Genomic DNA, 26,992 nt, shown 5'->3' on the forward strand with positions numbered 1-26,992 from the left:
GAAACTTCACAAACATTTCGTATATTGTTTTCAGCAGAAGACTGGAATATTACAATGTATTTCCTCTATACTAAATAAAGTATAAAGGAGGAAATGATGATGAAAAAACTGATTATAACTTTATTTATCGCGATGCTAGCGTTGGCTGGCTGTAATACAAACAAAGAAGAACCGAAAAAAGAACAGAAACTTGAAGCTATAAAAGTAGCAGTCCAAACAAATCCGAAAGAAATTAAACCAGGTGAAAAAACAGAAGTACAAGCACTTGTTACACAAGGAAAAGAAAGAGTAACGGATGCTGATGACGTAAAGTTTGAAATTTGGAAAGATGGCGACGAGAAACACGAGATGTTAGATGGTAAGCATAAAGGAAAAGGTGTTTATGCAGTCGAGAAAACATTTGAAACTGATGGAGTATATCATATTATTCCTCATACAAATGCACGTGAAATGCACGTTATGCCAGAAGTGAAAGTTGCTGTAGGAAATGCGAAAGTAGAAGATGCGAAAAAAGAAAATAGTGATCACAGTGCAGGACATGGAGATCATAAAAGTGACACAATGATCCATCTTATGGCTGGAGACATAAAGGCAAATGCTGAATCTACAATGAAAGTTCATTTAAAGCAAAAAGAAGAAGCATTAACTGGTGCTGAAGTACAACTAGAGATTTGGAAAGATGGTGTTGAAAAACACGAATTTATTCCAGCGAAAGAAGGGAATAAAGGAGAGTATGAAACGAAACATACTTTCAAAGAGAACGGTGCTTACAAAGTGAAAGTACATGTAAGAAAAGGCGAATTGCATGAACATAAAGAAGAAACAATAGAAGTAAAATAAAAAGTAGCTCTTTAGAGCTACTTTTTATTTTTAATATGAAGAAATAAATCATAAAAAAATTAGCACTTCGTTGCAGAATGGATTACAATAGAAGTGTGAAGAAAATGAGAAATTCTACGAAAATGTATTAAAAAGAAAGCGTAAACATGTTATGATATCAGTATCAGATGTCTGACATCTGACTTAGAAAAAACTAGAAATGTTTTTGAATCGTTTCAAGTAAACGAAATAGGTTAGAAAATGATTTAAAGAAGTACTGTTTGACAATGAGAATTCTTTTGGATAACAGTTTCACTTTATAGCGTTTTGAACATACTACAAGAAGTAGAACTGAACTTATAGGAGGTCGCAGTTATGAATAAATATAAACGTATATTCCTAGTCGTAATGGACTCTGTGGGAATCGGTGAAGCACCAGATGCTGAGCAATTTGGTGATTTAGGATCTGACACAATTGGTCACATTGCTGAACATATGAATGGGTTACAAATGCCTAACATGGTGAAATTAGGTCTTGGTAACATTCGAGAAATGAAAGGTATCTCTAAAGTAGAGAAACCACTTGGATATTACACAAAAATGCAAGAGAAATCTACTGGTAAAGATACAATGACAGGTCACTGGGAAATCATGGGCCTTTACATTGATACACCATTCCAAGTGTTCCCAGAAGGATTCCCGAAAGAATTACTTGATGAATTAGAAGAAAAAACAGGCCGTAAAATTATCGGTAATAAGCCAGCTTCTGGAACTGAGATTCTTGATGAACTTGGTCAAGAGCAAATGGAAACAGGCTCTTTAATCGTTTATACTTCTGCTGATAGCGTATTGCAAATTGCAGCACACGAAGAAGTAGTGCCACTTGATGAATTATATAAAATTTGTAAAATTGCACGTGAATTAACATTAGATGAGAAATACATGGTAGGTCGTGTTATTGCTCGTCCATTCGTTGGTGAACCTGGAAACTTTACACGTACACCAAACCGTCATGACTATGCATTAAAACCATTCGGTCGTACAGTAATGAATGAATTAAAAGATAGTGACTACGATGTAATTGCTATCGGTAAAATCTCTGATATTTATGATGGCGAAGGGGTAACTGAATCACTTCGTACGAAGTCTAACATGGATGGAATGGATAAGCTTGTAGATACATTAAATATGGACTTTACAGGTCTTAGCTTCTTAAACTTAGTTGACTTTGATGCATTATTCGGCCACCGCCGTGATCCACAAGGATACGGAGAAGCTCTGCAAGAATATGATGCACGTCTTCCAGAAGTATTCGCAAAACTAAAAGAAGATGATCTATTATTAATTACAGCAGACCACGGTAATGATCCAATTCACCCTGGTACTGACCATACACGTGAATATGTACCATTATTAGCATATAGCCCAAGCATGAAAGAAGGCGGACAAGAGTTACCACTTCGTCAAACATTTGCTGATATTGGTGCAACAGTAGCAGAAAACTTCGGTGTGAAAATGCCAGAATACGGAACAAGCTTCTTAAACGAGCTAAAGAAATAGGGGGATAAACAAATGAATCGTGAACTTATTACAAAATCAGCTTCATACTTAAAAGAGAAATTTCAAGAGACACCACAAGTAGGACTAATCCTTGGATCAGGACTAGGTGTATTAGCAGACGAAATTGAGAACGCAGTAACAGTACCTTACAGTGAAATCCCTGAATTCCCAGTATCAACTGTAGAAGGCCATGCAGGTCAACTAGTATTTGGTACACTTCAAGGTGTAACAGTAGTAGCAATGCAAGGACGTTTCCACTTCTATGAAGGATACGACATGCAAAAAGTAACATTCCCAGTTCGTGTTATGAAAGAACTAGGTGTAGAAACAGTAGTTGTAACAAACGCAGCTGGTGGTGTAAATACATCATTTGAGCCAGGCGATCTTATGTTAATTTCAGACCACATTAACTTCATGGGTACGAATCCATTAATCGGACCGAATGATTCTGAAATGGGCGTACGTTTCCCTGATATGTCTACATCATATACAGTAGAACTTCGCGAAATGGCGAAACAAGTTGCAGCAGACTTAAATATTAAAGTACAAGAAGGTGTATACGTAGGAATGACAGGTCCTGTATATGAAACACCTGCTGAAATTCGTATGCTTCGTACACTTGGCGGAGATGCAGTTGGTATGTCAACAGTACCTGAAGTAATTGTAGCGCGTCATGCTGGTATGAAAGTATTAGGTATTTCTTGTATTTCAAATATGGCAGCTGGTATTTTAGATCAGCCACTTCACCACGATGAAGTAATTGAAACGACAGAACGTGTTAAAGCTAACTTCTTAGCATTAGTAAAAGCAATCGTAAAACAAATGAAGGGGTGACTTCACAATGAGAATGGTGGACCTAATTGCAAAAAAACGTGACGGACATGCATTAACGACAGAAGAAATTAACTTTATTGTTGAAGGATATACAAATGGTGATATTCCTGATTATCAAGTAAGTTCACTTGCAATGGCAATTTTCTTCCAAGATATGAACGATCAAGAGCGTGCTGATTTAACGATGGCAATGGTAAATAGCGGTGATACAATCGACTTATCAGCTATTGAAGGTGTAAAAGTAGATAAGCATTCGACAGGTGGTGTTGGTGATACAACGACACTTGTATTAGGTCCATTAGTAGCTGCTTTAGGTGTACCAGTAGCGAAAATGTCTGGACGCGGTTTAGGACATACTGGTGGTACAATTGATAAATTAGAAGCAGTTCCAGGATTCCATGTGGAAATTGAAAACGATGAATTCATGCGTCTTGTAAATGAAAACAAAATCGCTGTTATCGGCCAAAGTGGTAACTTAACACCTGCTGATAAAAAGTTATATGCACTTCGTGATGTAACAGCAACAGTAAACTCAATTCCGCTTATTGCAAGTTCGATTATGAGTAAAAAAATTGCTGCTGGTGCAGATGCAATTGTTCTTGATGTAAAAACTGGAGCAGGTGCATTTATGAAAACGGATGAAGATGCAAAACGTTTAGCAGAAGCAATGGTACGCATCGGTAATAACGTTGGTCGTAATACGATGGCAGTTATTTCTGATATGAGTCAACCACTCGGTGAAGCTATCGGTAACGCATTAGAAGTACAAGAAGCAATTGATACATTACAAGGTAAAGGGCCGAAAGATTTAGAAGAGCTATGTTTAACACTTGGAAGTCAAATGGTGTACCTTGCTGGACAAGCTTCATCTTTAGAAGATGCACGTGAAAAGCTAATTGAAGTAATGAACAACGGAAAAGCGCTAGAATCATTTAAAACGTTCTTATCAGCGCAAGGCGGCGACGCATCTGTTGTTGATGACCCTTCTAAATTGCCACAAGCACAATTTAAAATTGAAGTGGAAGCGAAAGAAGACGGATATGTATCAGAAATCGTTGCAGACGAAATCGGAACAGCAGCAATGCTTTTAGGAGCAGGACGTGCAACGAAAGAGTCTGAAATTGATTTAGCAGTTGGTCTAATGCTGCGCAAAAAAGTAGGCGATGGCGTGAAGCAAGGTGAATCCCTTGTTACAATTTACGCAAACCGCGAAAATGTTGAAGATGTAAAAGCGAAAATTTATGAGAACATGAAGATCTCTAAAGAACACGTAGATGCACCAACTTTAGTACACGGTATCGTAACGAAGTAATAAAAAAAAGCTGAGGAGATTTCTCCTTGGCTTTTTTTACTATTTTTTGTTTATAATAATAATGGGTGAAATTATGATTAGAATTTGTGCAGTAACAAAAACAGATGAAGTATTATATGATGTTTCTCTAGAAGAAACAAAGAAAGACCATATTGTATGGTATTGGCTAGATTTATATAAGCCAACGAAAGAAGAGTATACATATATTTTGCAAGACCATTTTAAGTTCCATCCCCTTGCAATTGAAGACTGTCTAGAATATGTACAGAGGCCAAAAGTTGATTTTTATGATGGATATAACTTTTTAGTTCTTCACGCGTTTGGAGAAGATGGGCTAGAACCACATGAAATTGATTTGTTTGTTAGTGATCGCTATATTGTTTCTTTCCATTTTTCTCATAATAATGCAATTGAAAGAGTATGGAAAACACTTGGTGAGAAGAGGCGGATTAAGAAAGGGCCTTTACATGTAGCACATACGATCACTGATCAAATTGTAGATGATTATTTCGCACCTGTATATTACATTGAAGACCATTTAAATGCGATTGATGATAATTTAACAGGTGAGACAGCAGGAGCCGTGCTAGAAGAAGTATTTGATATTAGGGCAGATTTATCTAAGTTAAGACGTACAATTATTCCAATGCGTGATTTATTGTATCGTATTTTGAATTCCACTCGTTTTTACGGTATAAGTGATCATGAGATTTATTTTAAAGATATACATGATCATTTACTTAAACTTACGGAAATGATTGAGGCAAGTCGAGAGTTAACGGCGGATATTCGGGATAGTTATTTTTCATTAAACTCACATCATATGAATAACATTATGAAAACATTAACTGTATTCTCGACTATTTTCATGCCATTAACATTTATTGCGGGAGTATATGGAATGAACTTTACGCATATGCCAGAGCTTGGTGGACAATATAGTTATTTTATTTGTCTTCTTCTAATGGCATTAATTGGCGGCGGAATGATGGCCTGGTTTTATAAAAAAGGATGGTTTAAGTAAAAAACACCGAGGATTTCCCCGGTGTTTTTTCTTAACCAATAGCATGTAATACAAACATAGCTAAGAATAAGCATGTAATGATATACATAGATGGTGCGACTTCTTTACGCTTTCCAAGAGCAACTTTTAAGATAGGGTAAGCAATAAATCCGAACGCAATGCCATCAGCGATACTATATGTGAGCGGGATCATGACGATAATTAAGAACGCTGGAAATCCTTCTGAAAAATCATTCAGAGGAATTTGCTGAATGCTTGTAATCATCAGGCCGCCAATAATAATTAAGATTGGTGCAATGGCACTATCAGGAATTAGTTTGACAAACGGAAGTGCAAACAATGATGCAAAGAATAACAACCCCGTAACGATAGACGTCAGACCTGTCTTTCCGCCTGCAGTAATACCTGCGGCACTCTCTACTGTTGATACGGTAGGGCTTGTGCCAAATAGACCACATGTCATTGCTGAAATTGCATTGGCTTGGTAAGCACGTGGGAATTTACGGTCATCTTCTAATAAACCGTGCAGAAGTCCCATGTTCTCAAAAATAAGCACCATGCTTAAGGAGAATGTTGCAATCCAAAACGGTAAGGAAGAAAGTTTGCCAAATGACATAGCTCCAAAGACATCGCCGTAATTAGCGAATGAGAATGAACTATTTCCGATTTGACTTGTATCAACAAGGCCAAATAGCCATGCAATACCAGTTCCTATTGCAATCGTCCATAAAAAGTTTCCACGTACGTTACGAATAAATAGTACAAGTGCAACGATAAGAGTAAGCACGGTCGCAAGAACGACAGGGTTACTTAATTTACCCATTGCAACAGCAGTATTTGGGTTCGAAACGACTAAACCACCTTTTTGCAATCCGATAAACGCTAAAAATAATCCGATGCCGACAGTAATCGCTTCCTTTAATGACTTTGGAATTGATACTGATAGCACGCGAGCGATTGGTGTAAAAGCGGCAATTGCAAAAATAATACCAGAGATAAAGACAGCAGCCAATGCTTCTTGCCAAGTTAGTCCAAGCGTATGCACAGCTGTGTACGTGAAGAATGCATTTACACCCATACCAGGGACAAGAATAGCAGGTGCATTTGCCCAAAATGCCATGAGTAGACATCCGACAAATGAACTGAAAACAGTTGCTAAAATTCCAGCTTCAAGAGGAATGCCAGCATCGGATAAAATTGACGCATTTACAATCATAATATATACGATCGTGAAAAATGACGTAACTCCAGCTAAAACTTCTTGTTTTGGTGATGTTTCGTGTAAACCTAATTTAAATGTTCTTTCAAGTATTCCTTTCATGTTAAACCTTCTTTTTCATATCCCTCTCCCACCCGTGATATCTCTTTCGTAAGAGCTCACCGTCCTTTATTATATCAGAACATCATGTTTTTACAACAAGGAAAATGATAACGTTTACTTATAAATGAAATTATTTATAAATACGTAAAAATTGCCCGTATTGTTGAAATAATTTCTAATTCTCCCGATTGAATAGGTGGAGCTGCTTGCGCATGTAAAGTAGCATAAGACGTAACCTCCCTTGGTAATTGGGCAGATTCTTCAACGAATGAGAGGGGAACAGGATTAATATTTAAATTATATGTACTCGCAATAGCACGAGCTTTTTCTACTGCCTGGTGCAGAGCTTGAATGAGAGCTTGCTCATAATATTTATTTGGATGAGATACTCGGAAACGTAACCCTTTTGCTACATTTGCGCCATTTGAAACGGCTATATCATATACTTCCCCAGCTTTTTGTACATTTAAAACGGTAATTTCATACAAATGCTCTACACGGTATCCTTGTAGCAATGCTTTATCATTTACATATTCGTATTGAGGAGTAATTGTATAAGAAATCGTCTCTATATCTTTATCGGCAATACCAAGCTGTTTAAGTGCATCCAGCAATTGTTTGGATTGCACTGCATTTTCTTCTTGAGCCTGTTTTACATTTTTATCATCTGTTCGAATGCCGAGTGTTAATATAACAACATTCGGTTTTGCTTTTACAACACCTTCTCCTTGTACAGTAATAGTAGCTTCTTTACCAGTATTAGCAGTGCGTACGTTGTGTAAATAAGGATTCATTCCACCCTGCATTTTCCATCACCATCCTTTTTATATGTATATGTGTGAACAAAAAAGAAATTTATATGAAAAAAGTTACATAAATGAGAATGTTGAGGAAAGAAAGCATATACAACATAGGTATTTATAGATTATAATATGTGTAAATATGATAAAAAAGGGACGAGGCTATTGAACGAAAAAAGAGAAACGCTGATTTTAGATTTATCTGCATCATTTCGAAAAATGATACGTTTATTACAAAATGATATTAATACACGTTTTGCAGAACATATGCCATATAATGAATTTTCTGTATTACGTGCGTTATTTTTAAACAGTCCACAGATGGCTTCGCAAATTGCGAGTGAAGTAAACGTAACCTCCAGTCATATTACAGCTGTTACAGATCGTCTCGTACGAAAAGGATTAGTAGAAAGAAAACGTTCTAATTCAGATCGTCGAATCGTGTACTTAGAAATTACAGAGCACGGAAGAGAAGTAACTGAAAAACTTGAAGCTGTGCGTAAAGAATATTATAAAGAGAGATTTAAAGGTTGGAGCGACCAAGAAATAGAAATGGTCTTAGAACTATTTGGCCGCGTATTATAATAAATGAGGATAGGAAGCGAAAGCACTCCTATCCTTTTTCTTTTGAATAAAAATATTTTGAAACTCCGATACTTTAATTAAAAGATCGGAGGAAAGATTATGAAATATATTGCTGCACTTACCATTTTATTTGGTAGTTTTTTCTGTTTTCAAACATTCACGTACGCAGATACGCCTATCCAAGTGGTGCGAAAAGAAGTGAAGTACATCGAAAACGATAATACAGTCTTATATTCAAAATTATGGGTTCGTTCTATGCAAAACGCAGTATTATTCCACCATAGCGATAATATTCGTAATCGGGACACATTACGTAATGTAACAAGTTCATCGCTTGTTAAAGCGAAGCAACTATCTTTTCAGAAAGCAGCACTTTATATACCGAGACTATCGCAATACGTATCAAAAATAGGGAAAGAAAACATTCAAGTGTACTACATTGCGATTCACTATAATGTGAAAAAAGAAAATGCATATCAATTAGATGGCATGAACTATTTTCTACAAGTATTCGTAAAAGAGCGTGGGGAATGGAAAATTGCTGAAAGTATAGTTGCACCGACAGAGCAAATTGTGCAAAATGGTGATGGATTTGGGATGAAAGAAGAGAGGGTGTATGGGGATAGGAGAGAGAATGTGAAATAACCTCTTTATTTAGATCGGGATATATAATAAAAAAGCATTGCTCTTGTGCAATGCCTTTTTTATTTAGTTCATATAAGAGTTAAATAATTCATAACATATTTCTTTTGTCATTATATACCTTTTTCGTCAGCTTCTATTTAATGTCATTGTTCCGTGTTTATAGTTTCACATCTAAGATGCTTTTGGAAACATGTATCCACCACCTTAATGCATATTTATTTCCCTACAAAAGCAAACTTCAATTTTAATAGACGTGTAAAAATGAAGTAACTTATGGTAGCGAATAGGAAAAATCCAACATAATAAGACAGAAGTGCATCTCGTCCGCCTAATATTCTACCACCAAGTAGTCCGAAGCATAGAACAGTGCAAATTATGAACCATTTTTGCAAGTTAGGAAACAATAGTATTTTTCCACTTTGTTCGTTCGGTGTACGTGTATATAGAAAGGTTGCTATTGATAAAAAGGTAATGATGTAAGAAAATGGTGTTAATAGTGTCCAAGGAGAAGGTACAGAAATACGCTCCGTAGGATTGTCCTGTGATACACTGGGAAGTTTATTGCCATAGTCATCAAATGTTTCTATCGGGTGGTAATCATAAGTAATAGAAAAATATTCTAATGGTGAAATGATACCTATATGTTGTAAGTACTCATGAGTATGGAGCTCTATTTCTCCGATTGCATCTACAGACCATTGTGCGTGTGAATAAATGAATCCGGAAATTAACCATCCAAAACCGTATGGTAAAAATAATAGAATGATAGTTAAAATACTTTGAGAAAATATATGTCCAGTAAAAGTCCCGATAAATAAGGTGAATGTATAAATAGCGATAAGTACAACGGTAGCATATAGAAAGTAACTATAGAACGGAGCAAAGGTTTGATACTCATTGTGAAACGACATGTTCTTTATTCCGTACATGCTAATCCAGCAAACAATTTGTACTATAATAATATTCAAAACACCAAGCCACCATTTTGTTAAAAAAATATCCTTTCGTTTAAAAGGCATCGAGAATAGAAAATCAGTTGATTGATTATTACGTTCCCATCCAATTAAAAGACAAGCGAGTGCAATTAGAGTAGCTCCTTGAAAGAAGACGGCACCATCAGATGTCTGAAAATAGTAGGAGTAGTAATATGCATAGTCACCAAACTTCATTTTTGATAGTTTTAGTTGCATTTGCGCTTCTTGATAATATTTATAAGGTAGTTGATATAAACTAGTTAACCAGAATAATAGAATTATATATTTTCCTTGCTTCCATTGCCTCATCCATAAAGCTTTATGAAACATGTGAATCCTCCTCAAATGTAGTGATAAAAATATCTTCAAGTGACATTGTTAATTCTTCAATGAGTATAGGTTGCTCTTTATAAAACTTCTCAAGCGTTACAGCTACATTTCCTTCAATTAAAATCGTATATACTTTTCCCGTTTGATTTAATATTTTAATATTGCTTAAGTTTTCTAGTTTTTGAGGTAATGATCGTTCATAAGCAACTTGAATTTTAGCAAATTGTGATTTTGCATCGTCTAGTGATGTAATAGAAGATACGGTATGTCCTTTTAATATGATGATTGTATCTGCAATTTGTTCAACTTCATCTAAATGATGGGTAGATATGAAAATGGTAATCTCTTTTTCTGCAACTTCTCCAACGAGAAACTGTAAAATCTGTCTTTTAACGATAGGATCAAGTCCGTTTGTTGGTTCATCTAAAATAATATATTCTGCCTGTGCAGCAACAGCTAAAATGATGGCAAGCAGTGCCTTCATTCCTTTTGAATAACTACGAATTCGTTTGTTTGGTAAGTTGAAACGTTCTAGTAGTTCGTAGAAATATGGTTCATCAAATGCGGTATAAACTGCTTTATAAAACTTCACGATTTCTTTTACTGTATAACCGTTCAGTATGTTAGTAGAATCCGGGACATATACGATTTTTTGTTTCGTTTCAGGATTCTTATGAATGTCGATATCCTCATATGTAACAGTTCCCTCATCGGGGTCTAAAATGCCGACTATCGTTCGTAATAAAGTTGTTTTCCCCGCACCATTTCTTCCAAGTAATCCGACGATACTACCTTTTTGTAATGTGAAAGAAACATCGTCTAAAATTGTTTGATTATCAATTGTTTTCTTCAAGCTTGTCACTTTCAACATTCGTATTCCCTCCAATCTCTTTATAGTATGAATCTATCCAATCATGAATTTTATCTTTCGTAATACCAAGATAAGAGGCTTCTAATAGTAATTGATGAAATTGCTTTTCAACCATAGCGATTTTCCTTTCGTCTAATGTTGGGGTAATCGATTGGGATACAAATGTTCCTTTTCCTCGTAACGTTTCAATAATTCCTTGTCGCTCTAACTCTTGATACGCTTTACTCACTGTATTTGGATTTATAACGAGTAAAGAAGCGAGTTCGCGTACAGAAGGAAGTTTATCACTTGGAGCCAACATGTTTTTCAATACGAGTTCTTTTATATTTTGAACAATTTGTTCCCATATCGGAGTGTTGCTTCTTGGGTCAAGTTGAATATGCAAGAGCAATGTCTCCTTCCTCATATGTATTAAGTGTACTACTATGCGTAATACACTTAATACAATATAGGGGGCGAATGTATTTGTCAACTGAAAATAATAGAAAAAATTGGTATTAAAAAAAGGAGAATTGGAAAAAATAGGTCTGATATAGAATGGAGGGTTAGTCATGAAGCGAGTTTTTGGAATACTTGTTTGTTTCATGTTATTGCTTTCTGGAACTTCAGTGAGTTTTGCGCAATCTGAAAAAACGAAGCAGGAGAAAACAGAAGAAACAACGCCGAAGTTAGCGGAACAAGCGTCGTCAGCAATCGTAATTGAGCAAGATACAGGTAAAGTTTTATTTGATAAAAACCCAAATGAAAAATTACCACCTGCTAGTATGACAAAGATTATGACAATGCTTTTAATTATGGAACAAGTTGAAAAAGGAAAACTAAAACTGACCGATAAAGTTAGAGCAAGCGAACATGCAGCTTCAATGGGTGGATCGCAAATCTTTTTAGAACCTGGGGAAGAGATGACTGTAAATGAGATGTTAAAGGGTATTGCAATTGCATCTGGAAATGACGCATCTGTTGCAGTAGCCGAGCACATCGCAGGTTCAGAAGAAGGATTTGTAAATATGATGAACAAAAAGGCGAAAGATTTAGGGCTGAAAAATACACATTTTCAAAACCCAACAGGTCTTCCGGCCAAAGACCATTATTCGACAGCAAATGATATGGCTATAATGGCGAGAGAATTGATGAAGTATCCACTTATTCGTAAATACACAGGTAAGTACGAAGATTATTTACGTGAAGATACGGATAAAAAGTTTTGGCTCGTTAATACGAATAAACTAGTACGTTTTTATCCTGGCGTAGATGGAGTAAAAACAGGTTTTACGACAGAAGCGAAATATTGTTTAACAGCATCGGCTGAAAAAAATGGTATGCGTGTCATTTCAGTTGTCATGGGAGCACCAACATCAAAAGAACGGAACAACCAAGTGACAAAGCTTCTTGACTATGCATTTGGACAATATATGACAAAGAAATTGTATACGCGCGGCGAAAAAATTAAGACAGTTCAAGTAGGAAAAGGGAAAAAAGAAAAAGTAGATTTAGTTGCGTCAGATAATGTTTCTCTTCTTATGAAGAAGGGCGAGAATATGGACAAGGTAAAACAAGAAGTAATTGCTGAAAAGAAAGTAAAAGCACCGATTAAAAAAGGTGACGCGCTTGGCACCCTTGTTATAAAAAAAGATAAAGATGTTTTATTAAAACAAACAATTATAGCAAAAGAAGATGTTGCTGCAGCGAGCTGGTGGGAGTTATTTAAAAGAAGTTTTGGGATGTTTTCAACATCAAAATAGCGGCAAATATTTTGCCGCTTTTCTATTCGTATGTAAGTGAATAATGCTGAAAGGTTTCACTTTATGACGAAATAGTTCTTCTTTTGTCAGCAGGAAGGATTCTTATTTTATATCACGAAAATCTTTATGTATGTGAATAAGTAAAGTTTGAGCATAAGGAGGAAATCGTGTGAGTCTTTCCATGCAATTAGAAGTAAAACGTGACGTCCTATGTGTGAGACTAGAGGGTGAATTAGATCATCATACGGCTGAAGAGTTGCGAACGAAAGTAACAGATATGATTGAGACACATGGTGTTCATCATATTGTTTTGAGCCTAGAGAACTTATCGTTTATGGATAGTTCTGGTCTAGGTGTTATATTAGGCCGATATAAACACGTAAAGGGATTAGGTGGAGAAATGGTTGTTTGTGCAATTTCACCGCCTGTTAAGCGTTTATTTGAAATGTCGGGCTTATTCAAAATCGTTCGCTTAGAAGAAAGTGAAGCGCACGCGCTCGCGACGTTGGGGGTGGCATAGATGAGAAATGAAATGAACCTTCAATTTTCAGCATTAAGTCAAAATGAATCATTCGCTCGCGTTACAGTGGCGGCTTTCATTGCACAACTAGATCCAACGATGGAAGAATTAACGGAGATTAAAACAGTTGTGTCAGAAGCGGTTACAAATGCAATTATTCATGGATACGAAGGAAATGCAGAAGGTATTGTTTATATTTCTGTAATTTTGGAAGAAGCAATGGTGAAACTCACGATTCGAGATGAAGGGATTGGAATCTTTAACTTAGATGAAGCGAGACAACCCCTTTTTACAACTAAACCTGAATTAGAGCGTTCCGGAATGGGATTTACTATCATGGAAAATTTTATGGATGAAGTAGAAGTTATTTCAAACGAATCTTTCGGGACAACAATCCATTTGACAAAATACTTATCAAATAGTAACGCTCTATGCAATTAAGGAGAATAGCCTATGGACATAGAGGTCAAAAATGAGAAGAAGAAACCTCAGTTAAAGGACCACGAGCTAAAAGCGTTAATTCAAAAAAGTCAAGATGGAGATCAACAAGCGAGAGATACAATCGTTCAAAGTAATATGCGCCTCGTTTGGTCGGTTGTACAGCGGTTTCTTAATCGAGGATACGAACCAGACGACCTATTTCAAATTGGATGTATTGGGCTCTTGAAATCGGTAGATAAATTTGATTTATCTTTCGACGTGAAATTTTCAACATATGCAGTTCCAATGATTATTGGTGAAATACAACGTTTCTTACGCGATGATGGATCAGTGAAAGTTAGTAGGTCTTTAAAAGAAACAGGAAACAAAATTCGAAAGATGAGAGATGAGCTTTCCAAAGAATTCGGAAGGGCTCCAACGATTAATGAAGTGGCAGAGGCACTAGAACTAACGCCAGAGGAAGTTGTTCTAGCACAAGAAGCGAGCCGGGCCCCTTCATCTATACATGAAACTGTATATGAAAACGATGGAGATCCAATCACTATTTTAGATCAAATTGCAGATCAATCTGAAACGAAATGGTTCGATAAAATTGCTTTAAAAGAAGCGATTAGAGAACTAGATGAACGAGAGCGCTTAATTGTATACTTGCGTTACTATAAAGATCAAACACAGTCAGAAGTAGCCGAGCGCATAGGCATTTCGCAAGTACAAGTTTCAAGACTTGAAAAGAAAATATTAAAACAGATGAAAGATCGAATAGACGAATAATTGTCTATTCGATCTTTTTATGCCGTTAATAGGAGAGAGATGTTAATTTTCGCAAAAATTAACAGAATTTATTGATAATTTAGTCAATTTAAAATATAATCCAAGTATGAACTTGTCATAAAGGGGGAAGGAAACATGGAAACGAGGCAACAATGGGGAACGAGGGCTGGCTTTATTTTCGCAGCGGTCGGATCTGCCGTTGGATTAGGAAACATATGGCGTTTTCCTTATACAGCGTATGAAAATGGAGGAGGAGCATTCTTTTTACCGTATTTATTTGCATTATTAACGACTGGTATTTCATTGTTAGCGTTTGAGTTTGCCCTTGGTCATCGTCATCGTGGCTCAGCACCACTTACATTTTTCCGTATTAGCCCGCGTGCAGAATTTATTGGATGGTGGCAAATGTGCGTAACATTTATTGTTTCAACATATTATGCAGTGATTATTGCTTGGTCTATATCGTATACATACTTTGCAATTACTGGAGCATGGGGAAAAGACACGCAATCATTTTTATTTAAAGAGTACTTACATGTTGCAGATAAGCCAGGACAATTTGGAGGACTTGTACCAGAAGTATTAATTCCGTTAGCTCTCGTTTGGATTATTGTGCTTGGCGTTGCATTTAAAGGAGTTAAAAAAGGAATCGAAGTTGTTAACCGTATATTTATTCCTTTATTAGTTGTTATGTTCCTTATTATCGTTGTTCGTGCAGTGACGATGGAAGGTGCTATGCAAGGACTAGATGCATTCTTTAAACCAGATTGGAGTCGTATTTTTGATGGGAAAGTATGGCTTGCTGCTTACGGTCAAATATTCTTTAGTTTATCTTTAGCATTTGGAATTATGATTACGTATTCTAGTTATTTACCGAAAAACTCGGATACAACAAATAATGCCTTTATTACTGGATTTGCAAACTCAGGATTTGAATTATTAGCAGGTATTGGGGTCTTTGCAGCTCTTGGATTTATGGCAAATAATATGGGAGTACCGGTTGATAAAGTAGCAAGTGCTGGCGTTGGGCTTGCGTTCGTAGTATTTCCCAAAATTATTAATGAATTGCCGATGTCACCGTTGTTTGGTGTTTTATTTTTCTTATCGTTAACGGTTGCTGGAATTACATCACTTATTTCACTCGCGGAAGTATGCTTTGCCGCTGTATCTGAAAAATTCAGTTTAAGTCGGGAAAAAACTATTGGAATTATGGGAACCCTTCTCGTGTTAGTTTCTCTTGTTTTTGCAACACGTGGTGGACTTATGTTCTTAGATGTTGTCGACTATTTCGCTAATAATTTCGGATTAATTACAATTGCACTTGCGGAAGTAGTTACGATAGGGCTCATTTTACGCCGTTTACCAGTTTATCAAAATCATGCAAACTTTGTATCTGATATTAAATTAGGAACGTTTTGGAGAGTGAGTTTACTCGTTATTACTCCGCTTATGTTAGGCTATATGCTAATTGATGGTACAATCCAAAATATTAAAAAGAACTACGGAGATTATCCGACTGAGTTTGTTGTAACGTATGGTTGGTCGATAGCAGCAGCATTCCTCATAGTTGCAATAATCATTGGCCTGAAAAAATGGGATGCACAAATTCATTCGGATTCTGCCAAGCTTGAAAAAGAATGGAAAGATCGAGGTGTTTCATAATGAGTGGATCAGCGATTATGATGATGGTTATTGGAATAGTAGTCATTTGGGGAGGGCTTGCATTAAGTATTGCAAACTTATTTAAGAAAAAGGCATAAGTAAAAAACATCTGTACCAAAATGGTGCAGATGTTTTTTTATGAAAAAATTGTATTAGAAAAAAATTCAATAACCATACTACAACTACGAGGAAGAGTGAAGGGGTGAATGAAAGTTGGAACAAACGATTTATATTAAAATGCGCAATCGTTTAAAAGTTTCTCCTACTTATGAAGTAAAGCTGGGCGATGTTGCTCAACTTGCCGGAGATTCTTCCGTAGTTGAGTTGTTACAAAATGAGATAGTTTACAAAATAACAGCGCATGATAAGACGCATGTTGTAATTGATGTTATGAAAGTAATTGAGATTATTCAACAGAAAGCATCTCACGTACAAATTAATTTACTCGGTTCCGGACAAACTCTTGTTGAAATTATATATGAAAAAAAGAAGGCACACCCAATTTTTTTCGGGCTTGTATGGCTGTTACTGTTCATTGGAGCGGCCCTTGCAATCATTTATTTCCATGAAGATGTAAGTATGCAACAAGTACATCAACGGTTATATTACATGATTACTGGAGAATTCAATGCACAACCACTTTTATTTCAAATTCCTTATTCTTTAGGTCTTGGTTTAGGGATGGTTCTATTCTTTAATCATGTATTTCAAAAACGAATTAATGAAGAGCCGAGTCCGTTAGAAGTTGAGATGTTTCAATACCAACAGTCACTTGATCAGTATGTAATCGTTAATGAAAACAAGGATAATATGAAACAACTTGCCGATGATTGAGTCTGGGTTTGTTATTTTAATTGGTTTAGCTGGAGGGATAGCGGTAGGTAGTGGATATGTCGCATTTTTAGCTGTACTTGGTATAATCCCCCGTTTAGCCCAATTAACGAGAAGTGGAAAGCATATTCAATATTTTGAGTGGGCAGTCATTGCAGGTACTTTAACAGGGGCTTGGTGCAGTTTGAAAAACATTACACTTCAAACGTCGCAATATTGGCTCGTTATATTAGGGCTATTTTGTGGTACGTTCATTGGAATGCTCGCTGCGGCATTAACAGAGGTGTTAAATGTTCTACCTATTTTAGCTAAACGAGTAGGGGTAGAGGGGAAGATTATTGTTTTACTCGTTGCTCTTGTACTTGGGAAAGTAATAGGGTCGTTGTTTCACTGGATTTATTTCGTAAAGTAGGAGGCAATATATAAATGACAAGTCAGAAGTTGAAGGATGATTACATAAATAAAGTGAAGGAGTATCATCCAAAGCCAAACTATTTACTAAATTGTATCAAAGCATTTCTTGTAGGTGGACTCATTTGTACAGTTGGAGAAGTATTGATGAAATTTTATATACATTATTTTCACTTCAGTGAACAAGAGGCAGGAAACCCAACTGTTGCAACGCTTGTTTTATTATCCGCGATTTTAACGGGGTGTGGTGTATATGATAAAATCGGTCAATTTGCTGGAGCAGGATCAGCGGTACCGGTAACAGGATTTGCAAATTCTATGGCAAGCGCTGCTTTAGAACATAAGAGTGAAGGGATTGTTCTAGGGATTGCGACAAATATGTTTAAACTGGCAGGAAGTGTGATTGTATTTGGGGTTGTTGGTGCATATATCATTGGGTTAATAAGGTATACCTTTAAAATTTTTATGTCTTAAAGGAGGGGCTAGTATGAGGTTGACCGGAAAACAAACGTGGGTATTTCAAAACGATATATATGTGAATGCAACGGGTACTGCTGTCGGTCCGAAAGAAGCTGAGGGCCCTCTTGGAAAAGATTTTGATATTTCATATGATGACTTGCATTGTGGAGAGGAAAATTGGGAGCTCGCCGAACGAAGATTAATGTCAGACTCAATTCAACAAGCAGTGCAAAAAGGGAATATAAAAACATCGCAAATTGATTTCTTTTTAGCGGGAGATTTATTAAATCAAACAGTGACAGCAAATTATGTTGCGCGTCAGTGGGGCATTCCTTTTTTAGGAATGTTTAGCGCCTGTGCGACGTCTATGGAGACTTTAGCAGTTGGCTCAGCTTTTATAGACGGTGGATTTGCAAATCGTGTCTTAGCTACAGTAAGTAGTCATAATGCAACGGCTGAAAGACAATTTCGCTATCCAACAGAGTACGGTGGGCAAAAACCAGGGACAGCAAATTCAACTGTGACTGGTGCAGGATCTATATTAATTAGCAATGAAAAAAGTGCAATTAAAATTACGGCGGCTACAATCGGAAAAGTGCAAGATTTAGGAATCACAAATCCTTTGGATATGGGGGCAGCGATGGCTCCAGCAGCAGCTCATACAATTCAACAGCATTTTGAAGATTTAAGAAGAAGTGCCGATGACTATGATTTGATTGTTACGGGTGATTTATCAGCTGTTGGGACACCGATTGCAAAACAACTTTTACTTGAGGAAGGTTACGATCTTGGACATATATACAATGATTGCGGATTAATGATTTATGAATCAAGTCAAGAAGAAGTATTTGCAGGTGGTAGTGGTTGCGCTTGTTCAGCAGTTGTCACATATGGCCATTTATTACACGAGATGCAAAAAGGGAATTTACAACGAATTTTTGTCGTTGCCACTGGCGCATTATTAAGCCCGATAATGATGCAACAGAAAGAAACGATTCCAACAATTGCACATGGTGTCGTATTTGAGAGAGTTAAAGGAGAGTGAATTGTGGATTTTATATATGCATTTCTTGTAGGTGGAGCTATTTGTGTAATTGGGCAACTATTGTTAGATTTCGCAAAGTTAACACCAGCTCATTTAATGGCAACTTTTGTAGTCATCGGAGCAATTTTAGATGGATTTGGATTGTACGATAAACTAATAAAGTTTGCAGGTGCTGGAGCAACAGTCCCTATTACAAGTTTTGGACATTCACTATTGCACGGAGCAATGCATGCAGCAGAAAAACATGGATATTTAGGAATTGGTATTGGCATGTTTAGTTTAACGTCTGCGGGCATTTCCGCAGCGATATTGTTTTCGTTTTTTATAGCACTTATATGTAAACCGAAAGGATAAATCAAATGAGACGAAGGGTTGTTTTGGTCACAGATGGAGATGAATATGCAAAGCGGACAATTGAGCTTTTAACAAAGGAATTTGGGGGAAGGTGTATTTCAGCATCACAAAGTAATCCAACCAAATTGACAGGGAAAAAAGTTGTTGAGCTTATTATGCAAACGCCATATGACCCTGTATTTGTCATGTTTGATGACAGTGGATTTATTGGAGAAGGATCTGGTGAAAAGGCTTTAAAATATGTAGCTACCCATAAACAAATTGATGTGCTCGGTATTTTAGCGGTAGCGTCTAATACGCATCATTGGGAATGGGCACGTGTAGATGTAAGTGTAGATCGGAACGGAAATTTAACCGAATACGGTGTTGATAAATTTGGACTTCCAGATGGTGAAATTGGCAGAATTAGCGGAGATACAATTTATTGTTTAGATGACTTGAATGTTCCTGTCATCGTTGGAGTCGGTGACATTGGTAAGATGTGCGGGAATGATGAATGGGAGAGGGGATCACCTATTACTAGAAAAGCGATTCAATTAATTTTGGAAAGGAGTGGTTTTTATGACGAAGCCTAAAAAAGTGGATATCCCTATATCAACTTTCATAAGTGATAATGAAAATTATTTAAAGCAGACAGTTGGACTAGGCGTTACATACGATGTTGGCATTCGTAAATTTCAAATTTTGAATAAAGAAATCGGTGTGTTATTTGTAAACGGACTTTGTGATACAAATTATATTATCCCTATTTTAGAAGAAGCGGTGGATACAAATGAGATAAGGGATGTAGAAGAAGATACAGTGAAGCTTTTAGAGAATCGCTTAATCCATCAACAAGTAAGCAAAGTGAAAACGATGGATGAGGTAATGCTCCAAGTATTATCAGGGCTCATTGTGATATTTGTGGAAGGTGAAACGGAAGCGTTCGCGATTGATGTTCGTAGTTATCCAGGGCGAACACCGACAGAACCAGATACCGAAAAGGTAGTACGCGGTGCGAGGGATGGATTTGTTGAAAATATCGTTGTAAATACAGCGTTAATTCGTAGGAGAATTCGAGATCCACGACTTCGAAATGAAATGGTTCGAGTAGGAGATAGATCACAAACGGATATTTGTATTACATACGTTCAAGATGTTGCAAATCCAGATTTAGTAAAGATTATAAAACAAGAATTAAATAACATTGATGTAGATGGAATTACGATGGCGGATAAAACAGTAGAAGAATTTGTTGTAAAGCAAAGCTATAACCCATTCCCGCTTATTCGATATACAGAAAGGCCAGATGTAGCAGCAAATCATCTACTAGAAGGACATGTGTTAGTACTTGTTGACACATCGCCAAGTGCCATGATTACACCGACAACATATTTTCACCATTTACAGCATGCAGAAGAGTTTAGACAAAATCCAGCTGTCGGTACATTTTTACGCTGGGTGCGCTTTTTAGGTGTTATATTCTCGTTATTTTTATTACCATTTTGGTTAGTGTTTGTATTTGATCCAACTCTTTTACCAGCAAATCTTGCTTTTATTGGACCGACTAAGATGACGCATTTACCAATCCTATTACAGGTGTTAATGGCAGAGGTCGGACTTGAGTTTTTAAGGATGGCTGCTATTCATACTCCAACCCCATTATCGTCTGCAGCAGGGTTGATTTCCGCCATATTAATTGGTCAAATTGCAATTGATGTAGGTTTGTTTGTGCCAGAAGTAATTTTGTATGTAGCGGTTTCGATGATTGGTGCATATGCAACACCGAGTTATGAATTAGGATTAGGAAATAAGGTTGGGAAATTGTTTGTTATTATTTTAACAGGTCTCTTCCATGAGATGGGATTTGTAATTGGTATGACGATATTAATTTTATTTTTAACGTCTATAAAAAGTTTACAAACACCTTATTTATGGCCGTTTTTACCATTTGATTGGGGCGCGTTAACAAAAATTTTACTCCGCCCAACGATGTCTAGTTTAAAAGTACGACCAAGTATTGTAAGACCTCAAAATGTAAAAAGACAAAAATAAACGGGATTATACACCCGTTTATTTTTTTTAGTAAAAATTTATTGTTTTTTAACAAAAATCAAACATTTTTTGTGTACACTTAGAGTAGATATTGTGTATGGAAGGGGAAGAGGACATGATTAAATTATTTGTAAGTGATTTAGATGACACGCTCGTTTACGATGTGAATCATATGCAAAAAGAAGATGAACGTGCGCTGTGTTGGTTAGCTGAGAAAGGGACAAATATTTGTTTTGCCTCTGGCCGCTTTACACACAGAATTGATGAAGTTGTAAAAAGGTTTTCATTCCCATATTACACAACTGGCTTAAATGGAGCGACAATGTTACTTCCAGATGGGAATTTATTTCATGAATCGAGTTTTGAAAATACGGTTGCCCAGGAAATATATCGATATATACATAAAAAAGGACTAGCGGATATTGTTTGTGCAAATGAGCAACGATATACAAAAAGGAAAAATGAACATCACCATAATTTTGAAGCGTATATGGGCGTGCATATCGCTGAAATTGAAGCGTTAGAAGAAGAGTTTGGTAAGACTGTACACCCTGCAAAATTGTTTGTTTTTGGAGAAGAAGAGAAAATTGTGACGTTAGATCAAGAGCTACGAGATATGTTTCAAGGCGAAGCGGAAGTTTTTATATCAGGTAAACGCTATGTTGATATTATGCCAAGAGGCGTGAGTAAGGGGAGTGCTCTAAAGCGACTAATGGACCATTTGCAAATTGAAGCAAATGAAGTTGCTTGTATTGGAGATTCCTTCAATGATATTTCTATGTTTGAAGTAACCCCGCATTCATTTACTCTTCATCATGCCCATCCATATGTAAAGGAGAAAGCAAATCATATAGTGCGTTCGGTTGAAGAGGCTGTTATGAAATTACCGTTACTTGTATAAAAAAGAAGCCCGTCACTGGCGGGCTTCTTTTTTACTTGAATAAAGATTTAACAAAATCAATGATACTTGAGAAGAAATCTTTCACTTTATCTAGAAAACTTTGTCCTTCTTCAGATCCTAAAAAGGCAGAAACGTGTTCTTTTGCTTTGTTTAATTGACTACCAACTTGATTCCAATCGATATTAAGATTCTTCATTTTATCAAATAACGCTACTAGGTTATCTAATTGTTCATCTGTTAATGTAATGCCGAGTTGATCAGCAATTTTTTTAATTAATGAACGTAAATCTTCTGTTGTTTTTGGCTGTTCTTTTGCAATTTCTTCTTTAATTTTTGCAACAAGTTGAACTGCTTTTTCTTCACCAATTTTATCACCAAGCTGGGCTGTTTGTACCATTTCTTCATTCGCTACTTTTTTAACTTCTTCCGGAATTGGTTTATTGGACGCAGTTTCATATGCTTTCATTAATCCAGTTAAAGCTGCAGTTCCTGAAACTTTAAAAGGTGCAGTAATTTGAATTTCTGCATCTTTTACACCTGCTGTAATCAAAGCGTTAGTGTACATTGCATCTGTTACCCAGTTAATGTTCTTTGATCGCACAATAAGACCAGATCCTGGTTTTGTGTATGTAATCATAGAAGAAGAAATTGCTCTCGTACCAATTTGTGCTTTTGGAACAATGCCTTCTAGAAATTTATGTTCTTCCGCATTAGATACAGTAATAATTGTAGCATCTTTCGGTGCTTTCATTTCTTTTAACAGATCTTGTTTTTGTTGTTCGGATAAGTTATCTCCTAGTGTAACAATTGATTCTCCCTCGATGATGTCTGCAAATGAAGCTGTTGGCATCATAAATACCGTTACAGCTAATAGCAGAGCTAATAATTTCGTTTTCACGAAAAACCGCTCCCTTTCTCTTTCTAAAATTTTCGGGCAACAAAGTTATTATAGTATATATTTCTTATTTGTCACCTAGCTTTTTCCACATTTTAAAAAAGAAGTATCTAGATTGTCGGATTCTTTTTGTTTCTAGTCATGAATGTGGTAATATAATGCTGAGATAGTTGAAAGGAGACATATACATATGAAAACTTTAGGATACATATTAATGGAAAACGGTGAAAAAATCGAATTGGAATTTTTCCCAGAAGAAGCGCCAAAAACAGTAGAAAACTTTAAAAAATTAGCAGAGCAAGGATTTTATGACGGTGTTACATTCCACCGTGTTATTCCTGGCTTCGTAAGCCAAGGTGGAGACCCAACAGGTACAGGTGCTGGTGGTCCAGGTTACTCTATTCCATGTGAAACTGATGGAAACCCTCATAAACACCTTGTAGGATCACTTTCTATGGCTCACGCTGGCCGTAACACAGGCGGTAGCCAATTCTTTGTTGTTCATGAGCCACAGCCACATTTAGATGGCGTTCATACTGTATTTGGTAAAGCAACAAGCGGTATTGAAACAGTATTAAAAATGCGTCAAGGCGATGTAATGAAAGAAGTTAAAGTTTGGGAAGAATAAGGTAAGGGAAAAGAGAGCTTTTGCTCTCTTTTTTATTTTTAATGAGATTGAGTACTTCTTCTACAGCATCATACAAGTAGTATTGTTGCTAAAATATATTGCTTGTGAGAACAAACCTTTAACAAATTACATAGAATACATTACATTATATGTTTCCACAAATACTTTTTGTTATATTAATTTTGCTAGAATTGTGCTGCTTTAGGGTAACTATGAATGAAGTGATGTTGAATGATATGTTTCTTTTCATTCTATATAAAATTTTCTTTTTTTCACTCTATTTATTAAAGGAATAGTGCTGAAACATAGATTTGACTTTCTTCTTTTCGCTTTGTATGATTATCAAGTTGTTTTAGACTCTTCTCACTCTGTTGAAAATATTGTAAAATGAATGTGATATGAAAAGAGTGATTGAGGGGATTACTAGTTTGTAACTTTTGTGAGAAGGGATAAGGGTTATGTTAATTCGTTTTAAAAAAAGTTATGAAAAAATCGCAATGGGGCTTCTTTCGTTTATGCCAACTGAAAAAGATTTGAAAACATTACAATTGACAATGAAAGAATATGAAGCAAAAGATGATTGGCAATTGTATTTGTGGAAAGAAAATGAAGATTTTGTTGGAATAATGGGGATTGTAAAAAAAGAGAATCAAGTATTAGAAATTCAGCATTTAAGTGTAAATCCGTCTCACCGTCATGTGGGGATTGGAACGAAGATGGTTCAAGAGTTAAAGAGTAAATTTCTTGAGTTTACAATTTGCGGAAATGAGCAAACAGCAAATTTTTGCGAAAAATGTAAAGGGCTAGAACAAAATATACATTCGTGAAAGCAGGGATAAGTAGTTTATTATCTCTGCTTTCTTTTTTGTAATTGTTCGTTTCGTTCAGTAATGACCTCTGTGCGATCACGCAAAGTGTGCTTGTGTATAATATATTCACTTGGAATAGCATTCAAGTCTTTCCAAGAGAGGTTTTGTTTTTTGCATAACTCTATGCACTGCTTCTCTAACAATGGATCTGATAAGGGTAAAAATAAAGGTACAAAACGTTCTTTTTTATGGATAGATTGCAATCTTTCATTGAGCAAGGAAAGAAGTTGTACTTGATTAATTCCTAAACGTTGTAAAGACACACCGCTTTTTTCTAAAATTGTGATTGCGCTTTTCATCATTTTTGTGGAACCATTCCAGTTAGCACGTCTTTGGTGGTATAAAGAAACTGCAATTTGAATGAGACCAACTAAGTAATGATCACGATTTCCTCTTGGTTTTGTCTTCCAGTACTCTTCTAGTATTTCGTGGCATTCAAAATAGTCGTAATCTCCTTGGAAATGAATTAAAAATTGTATGTATTCGGTAGGATACATGTTTTCTCGCCCCTATCTAACGGTTATACATATAAGTGTATCATAGAAATATGAACAATAAACGACTAGGAGATTTCCCCCTAGCCGTTATTGTTCATATTAGCAGAAGCAAGCTGCTCCTACAATAATTAGCAAAATAAACAGTACAACAAGTAATGCGAACCCACCGCTAAAACCACAATCAACGTGACCCATAGTTTTTTGACCTCCTACATTGTTCTTACTACACTGTTATCATATGAAGTGGTGGGCATGATGACATAGGCATCGGTCTATTTTTAATTAAATTTCTTAAAAAGGTTGGATAGAACATGAGTATGCTCTATACTTATGTTGTTATAGAAAAAATGTGGTGGGATGCTTTGTGCAATATAATTTTAAAGTAGAGGCTTTTGAAGGGCCTTTAGATCTATTGTTACATTTAATACATCGTTATGAAATTGATATATATAATATTCCTGTAGCAGATATTACAGAGCAATATTTATCTTATGTGCATACGATGAAAGAACTGCAATTAGATGTTGCAAGTGAGTATTTAGTAATGGCCGCAACGTTATTACAAATTAAAAGTAAAATGTTGTTGCCGAAACATGAAGAAGATGTACTTGATAACGGTGATGATTTTATAGATGATCCTCGTCAAGAATTGATGGAGAGGTTAATTGAATATAAGAAATATAAGCAAGTTGCTACTGAGTTAAAAGAAAGAGAACAAGAAAGAGCACAGCTATATACACGTCCACCAATTGACTTTACATCGTTGCAACAAGAAGAAGAGACAAGCTTGCCTCTTGATGTTACGTTATATGATATGCTAGCGGCATTTCAAAAATTAATGCGCCGTAAAAAGGCAAAAAAACCTGTAACAACACGTATTACTCGTCAAGAAATACCAATTGAACAGCGAATGACTGATATTTTAAAGCAGTTAAAAATAAAGGGTGGTCGCCAAAGTTTTCATGATTTGTTTGTTGATGATGAACGTGAAATAATGGTTGTAACATTTTTAGCAGTTCTGGAACTTATGAAAAATCAACAAATCATAATTGAGCAAGAACATAATTTTGATGAAATTTTCGTATCAAGCTCTAATAAATCTGCATAGAGCAAGTATATGAAATTGGGATAGAAACACTTTATCTCATGCTATGTTTTAATGTATCGTTTGGAACAAGAGAAGAAATATTGAACCGAACGCATTGATTGTGATTCGGTTTTTTGATGTGTATTTTTATGGGAAAATAGAAGGAAGGAGCTCGTGAAATGGATAGGAAAGAACAAAAGTCAATTATTGAAGGCCTTTTATTTGTTTCTGGTGATGAAGGGATTTATCCAGAACAAATAGCGAAAGTTCTTGAAATTGAAATGAATGAAGTAATTAATATTTTAGAAGAAATGCAACAAGAATGTGAAGGTGCAAACCGTGGTTTGCAAATTGTACAGTATGCAAAAGTATATCGTTTTGCTACAAAGAAAGAACATGCTTCATATTATCAAAAATTAATAGATACACCAACAGCAGCTTCACTCTCACAAGCTGCCCTTGAAACGTTAGCGATTGTTGCATATCGTCAACCAATCACAAGGACTGAAATGGAAGAGATTAGAGGAGTTAAAACCGATAAGGCGTTACAAACGTTGGTTTCACATTTACTTATAAAAGAAATGGGAAGAGCAGAAGGACCAGGGTGTCCTATTTTATACGGAACAACAAAAGAATTTTTGGACACATTTGGATTGAAAACATTAGATGATTTACCGCCGCTTTCTGAAGAGAATGAACAAATGAATGAAGCGGATTTATTCTTCGGTTCCTTACAAGAGATATCGAAATAAAAGCTTAGCATTTTGCTA

33 protein-coding genes are annotated in these 26,992 nt (G+C 36.0%); 25 read left to right on the top strand and 8 right to left on the bottom strand.

The window, feature by feature from the left end; translation table 11 throughout:
• Positions 1-96: 96 nt before the first annotated feature.
• The 5 genes from BM089_RS13230 to corA all read left to right on the top strand — a co-directional run bounded on the left by BM089_RS13230 (position 97) and on the right by corA (position 5,549).
• Complete coding sequence (locus BM089_RS13230) at positions 97-840, top strand: FixH family protein (RefSeq protein ID WP_002183918.1); 744 nt, start codon at positions 97-99, stop codon at positions 838-840.
• A gap of 354 nt (positions 841-1,194) precedes the next feature.
• Positions 1,195-2,379, top strand: coding sequence for a phosphopentomutase (deoB, locus tag BM089_RS13235; protein ID WP_001046079.1), 1,185 nt, complete (start codon positions 1,195-1,197; stop codon positions 2,377-2,379).
• 12 nt (positions 2,380-2,391) lie between these two features.
• Complete coding sequence (locus BM089_RS13240; RefSeq protein ID WP_001078446.1) at positions 2,392-3,213, top strand: purine-nucleoside phosphorylase; 822 nt, start codon at positions 2,392-2,394, stop codon at positions 3,211-3,213.
• A gap of 7 nt (positions 3,214-3,220) precedes the next feature.
• On the top strand, positions 3,221-4,525 hold the full coding sequence (locus BM089_RS13245) for a pyrimidine-nucleoside phosphorylase (RefSeq protein WP_069356161.1): 1,305 nt from the start codon (positions 3,221-3,223) through the stop codon (positions 4,523-4,525).
• A 61-nt stretch (positions 4,526-4,586) separates the two neighbouring features.
• A complete protein-coding gene (gene corA, locus BM089_RS13250) occupies positions 4,587-5,549 on the top strand; it encodes a magnesium/cobalt transporter CorA (RefSeq protein ID WP_002026281.1) in 963 nt (320 codons plus the stop codon).
• Between the two features lie 31 nt (positions 5,550-5,580).
• Here the strand turns inward: corA and BM089_RS13255 are convergent, their stop codons facing one another.
• Complete coding sequence (locus BM089_RS13255; RefSeq protein ID WP_000676248.1) at positions 5,581-6,870, bottom strand: NCS2 family permease; 1,290 nt, start codon at positions 6,868-6,870, stop codon at positions 5,581-5,583.
• Positions 6,871-7,004: 134 nt separating this feature from the next.
• Complete coding sequence (locus tag BM089_RS13260; RefSeq protein ID WP_001161449.1) at positions 7,005-7,676, bottom strand: SIMPL domain-containing protein; 672 nt, start codon at positions 7,674-7,676, stop codon at positions 7,005-7,007.
• A 159-nt stretch (positions 7,677-7,835) separates the two neighbouring features.
• Here BM089_RS13260 and BM089_RS13265 point away from each other — a divergent pair, with 159 nt between their 5' ends.
• The gene (locus BM089_RS13265) at positions 7,836-8,255 is read left to right on the top strand and encodes a MarR family winged helix-turn-helix transcriptional regulator (protein WP_001003307.1); all 420 of its coding nucleotides are present in this window, start codon (positions 7,836-7,838) and stop codon (positions 8,253-8,255) included.
• Between the two features lie 99 nt (positions 8,256-8,354).
• Positions 8,355-8,900, top strand: a complete 546-nt coding sequence (locus tag BM089_RS13270) for a hypothetical protein (RefSeq protein WP_090977123.1) — start codon at positions 8,355-8,357, stop codon at positions 8,898-8,900.
• A gap of 215 nt (positions 8,901-9,115) precedes the next feature.
• On the opposite strand, the gene BM089_RS13275 is transcribed toward BM089_RS13270, so the two are convergent.
• Genes BM089_RS13275 through BM089_RS13285 form a run of 3 tightly spaced genes read right to left on the bottom strand, consistent with a single transcriptional unit; the run spans position 9,116 to position 11,460 of the window.
• Entirely contained in the window at positions 9,116-10,204 is a 1,089-nt protein-coding gene (locus tag BM089_RS13275; RefSeq protein WP_000468508.1) for an ABC-2 transporter permease, read from the bottom strand.
• Complete coding sequence (locus BM089_RS13280; protein WP_000922125.1) at positions 10,194-11,075, bottom strand: ABC transporter ATP-binding protein; 882 nt, start codon at positions 11,073-11,075, stop codon at positions 10,194-10,196. The genes BM089_RS13275 and BM089_RS13280 overlap by 11 nt, the downstream gene beginning before the upstream one ends.
• Positions 11,041-11,460: a GntR family transcriptional regulator gene (locus tag BM089_RS13285; RefSeq protein WP_000548028.1), complete on the bottom strand. Its 420-nt coding sequence runs from the start codon at positions 11,458-11,460 to the stop codon at positions 11,041-11,043. The genes BM089_RS13280 and BM089_RS13285 overlap by 35 nt, the downstream gene beginning before the upstream one ends.
• A 166-nt stretch (positions 11,461-11,626) precedes the next feature.
• On the opposite strand from BM089_RS13285, the gene dacF reads away from it, so the two are divergent.
• The 14 genes from dacF (at position 11,627) to BM089_RS13360 (ending at position 22,246) form a co-directional block, all read left to right on the top strand.
• Positions 11,627-12,817 (top strand): serine-type D-Ala-D-Ala carboxypeptidase DacF, encoded by a 1,191-nt coding sequence (gene dacF / locus BM089_RS13295; RefSeq protein ID WP_000831997.1) that lies wholly within the window; start codon positions 11,627-11,629, stop codon positions 12,815-12,817.
• Positions 12,818-12,986: 169 nt separating this feature from the next.
• Positions 12,987-13,337 carry an anti-sigma F factor antagonist gene (spoIIAA, locus tag BM089_RS13300; RefSeq protein ID WP_000059135.1) on the top strand — a complete coding sequence of 117 codons (351 nt, stop codon included), beginning with the start codon at positions 12,987-12,989 and terminating at the stop codon, positions 13,335-13,337.
• Entirely contained in the window at positions 13,338-13,778 is a 441-nt protein-coding gene (gene spoIIAB, locus BM089_RS13305; RefSeq protein WP_001243398.1) for an anti-sigma F factor, read from the top strand.
• 12 nt (positions 13,779-13,790) lie between these two features.
• The gene (gene sigF / locus BM089_RS13310) at positions 13,791-14,549 is read left to right on the top strand and encodes an RNA polymerase sporulation sigma factor SigF (RefSeq protein ID WP_000350729.1); all 759 of its coding nucleotides are present in this window, start codon (positions 13,791-13,793) and stop codon (positions 14,547-14,549) included.
• A 135-nt stretch (positions 14,550-14,684) separates the two neighbouring features.
• On the top strand, positions 14,685-16,211 hold the full coding sequence (locus tag BM089_RS13315; RefSeq protein ID WP_090977125.1) for a sodium-dependent transporter: 1,527 nt from the start codon (positions 14,685-14,687) through the stop codon (positions 16,209-16,211).
• Positions 16,211-16,309 carry a methionine/alanine import family NSS transporter small subunit gene (locus tag BM089_RS13320; protein WP_000016826.1) on the top strand — a complete coding sequence of 33 codons (99 nt, stop codon included), beginning with the start codon at positions 16,211-16,213 and terminating at the stop codon, positions 16,307-16,309. The genes BM089_RS13315 and BM089_RS13320 overlap by 1 nt, the downstream gene beginning before the upstream one ends.
• Positions 16,310-16,424: 115 nt before the next feature.
• Entirely contained in the window at positions 16,425-17,045 is a 621-nt protein-coding gene (locus tag BM089_RS13325; RefSeq protein ID WP_000438367.1) for a stage V sporulation protein AA, read from the top strand.
• Positions 17,038-17,454 (top strand): stage V sporulation protein SpoVAB, encoded by a 417-nt coding sequence (gene spoVAB, locus BM089_RS13330; RefSeq protein WP_000572941.1) that lies wholly within the window; start codon positions 17,038-17,040, stop codon positions 17,452-17,454. The genes BM089_RS13325 and spoVAB overlap by 8 nt, the downstream gene beginning before the upstream one ends.
• A gap of 14 nt (positions 17,455-17,468) precedes the next feature.
• Positions 17,469-17,927 carry a stage V sporulation protein AC gene (spoVAC, locus tag BM089_RS13335; RefSeq protein ID WP_000203808.1) on the top strand — a complete coding sequence of 153 codons (459 nt, stop codon included), beginning with the start codon at positions 17,469-17,471 and terminating at the stop codon, positions 17,925-17,927.
• Positions 17,928-17,940: 13 nt separating this feature from the next.
• On the top strand, positions 17,941-18,957 hold the full coding sequence (gene spoVAD / locus BM089_RS13340; protein ID WP_001241140.1) for a stage V sporulation protein AD: 1,017 nt from the start codon (positions 17,941-17,943) through the stop codon (positions 18,955-18,957).
• A gap of 3 nt (positions 18,958-18,960) precedes the next feature.
• The gene (spoVAE, locus tag BM089_RS13345; RefSeq protein WP_000345907.1) at positions 18,961-19,311 is read left to right on the top strand and encodes a stage V sporulation protein AE; all 351 of its coding nucleotides are present in this window, start codon (positions 18,961-18,963) and stop codon (positions 19,309-19,311) included.
• Positions 19,312-19,316: 5 nt separating this feature from the next.
• Complete coding sequence (locus tag BM089_RS13350; RefSeq protein WP_001254416.1) at positions 19,317-19,886, top strand: stage V sporulation protein SpoVABEA; 570 nt, start codon at positions 19,317-19,319, stop codon at positions 19,884-19,886.
• A complete protein-coding gene (gene spoVAF, locus BM089_RS13355; protein ID WP_000165595.1) occupies positions 19,873-21,345 on the top strand; it encodes a spore germination protein SpoVAF in 1,473 nt (490 codons plus the stop codon). Before BM089_RS13350 ends, spoVAF begins: the two co-directional genes overlap by 14 nt.
• Positions 21,346-21,442: 97 nt before the next feature.
• Positions 21,443-22,246 (top strand): Cof-type HAD-IIB family hydrolase, encoded by an 804-nt coding sequence (locus tag BM089_RS13360; protein ID WP_003271593.1) that lies wholly within the window; start codon positions 21,443-21,445, stop codon positions 22,244-22,246.
• Between the two features lie 31 nt (positions 22,247-22,277).
• On the opposite strand, the gene BM089_RS13365 is transcribed toward BM089_RS13360, so the two are convergent.
• A complete protein-coding gene (locus tag BM089_RS13365; RefSeq protein ID WP_090977127.1) occupies positions 22,278-23,144 on the bottom strand; it encodes a DUF1002 domain-containing protein in 867 nt (288 codons plus the stop codon).
• Positions 23,145-23,331: 187 nt separating this feature from the next.
• Here BM089_RS13365 and BM089_RS13370 point away from each other — a divergent pair, with 187 nt between their 5' ends.
• Together BM089_RS13370 and ribT are read left to right on the top strand one after the other, a co-directional pair.
• Positions 23,332-23,769: a peptidylprolyl isomerase gene (locus BM089_RS13370; protein WP_000853788.1), complete on the top strand. Its 438-nt coding sequence runs from the start codon at positions 23,332-23,334 to the stop codon at positions 23,767-23,769.
• 458 nt (positions 23,770-24,227) lie between these two features.
• Positions 24,228-24,596, top strand: a complete 369-nt coding sequence (ribT, locus tag BM089_RS13375; RefSeq protein WP_090977129.1) for a GNAT family N-acetyltransferase RibT — start codon at positions 24,228-24,230, stop codon at positions 24,594-24,596.
• Positions 24,597-24,616: 20 nt separating this feature from the next.
• Here ribT and BM089_RS13380 read toward each other — a convergent pair whose 3' ends face one another.
• Together BM089_RS13380 and BM089_RS13385 are read right to left on the bottom strand one after the other, a co-directional pair.
• Positions 24,617-25,135, bottom strand: coding sequence for a DUF309 domain-containing protein (locus tag BM089_RS13380; protein ID WP_000283610.1), 519 nt, complete (start codon positions 25,133-25,135; stop codon positions 24,617-24,619).
• 99 nt (positions 25,136-25,234) lie between these two features.
• Positions 25,235-25,330 carry a YjcZ family sporulation protein gene (locus BM089_RS13385; RefSeq protein ID WP_000510194.1) on the bottom strand — a complete coding sequence of 32 codons (96 nt, stop codon included), beginning with the start codon at positions 25,328-25,330 and terminating at the stop codon, positions 25,235-25,237.
• Between the two features lie 169 nt (positions 25,331-25,499).
• Here BM089_RS13385 and scpA point away from each other — a divergent pair, with 169 nt between their 5' ends.
• Both scpA and scpB read left to right on the top strand, forming a co-directional pair.
• Positions 25,500-26,243, top strand: coding sequence for a segregation/condensation protein A (gene scpA, locus BM089_RS13390; RefSeq protein WP_001199751.1), 744 nt, complete (start codon positions 25,500-25,502; stop codon positions 26,241-26,243).
• Positions 26,244-26,401: 158 nt separating this feature from the next.
• Positions 26,402-26,974 carry a segregation/condensation protein ScpB gene (gene scpB / locus BM089_RS13400; protein ID WP_090977131.1) on the top strand — a complete coding sequence of 191 codons (573 nt, stop codon included), beginning with the start codon at positions 26,402-26,404 and terminating at the stop codon, positions 26,972-26,974.
• The last annotated feature ends 18 nt before the right edge of the window (positions 26,975-26,992 follow it).

The sequence above is a fragment of the Bacillus sp. 5mfcol3.1 genome, assembly GCF_900114335.1.
GTDB lineage: Bacteria > Bacillota > Bacilli > Bacillales > Bacillaceae_G > Bacillus_A > Bacillus_A thuringiensis_S.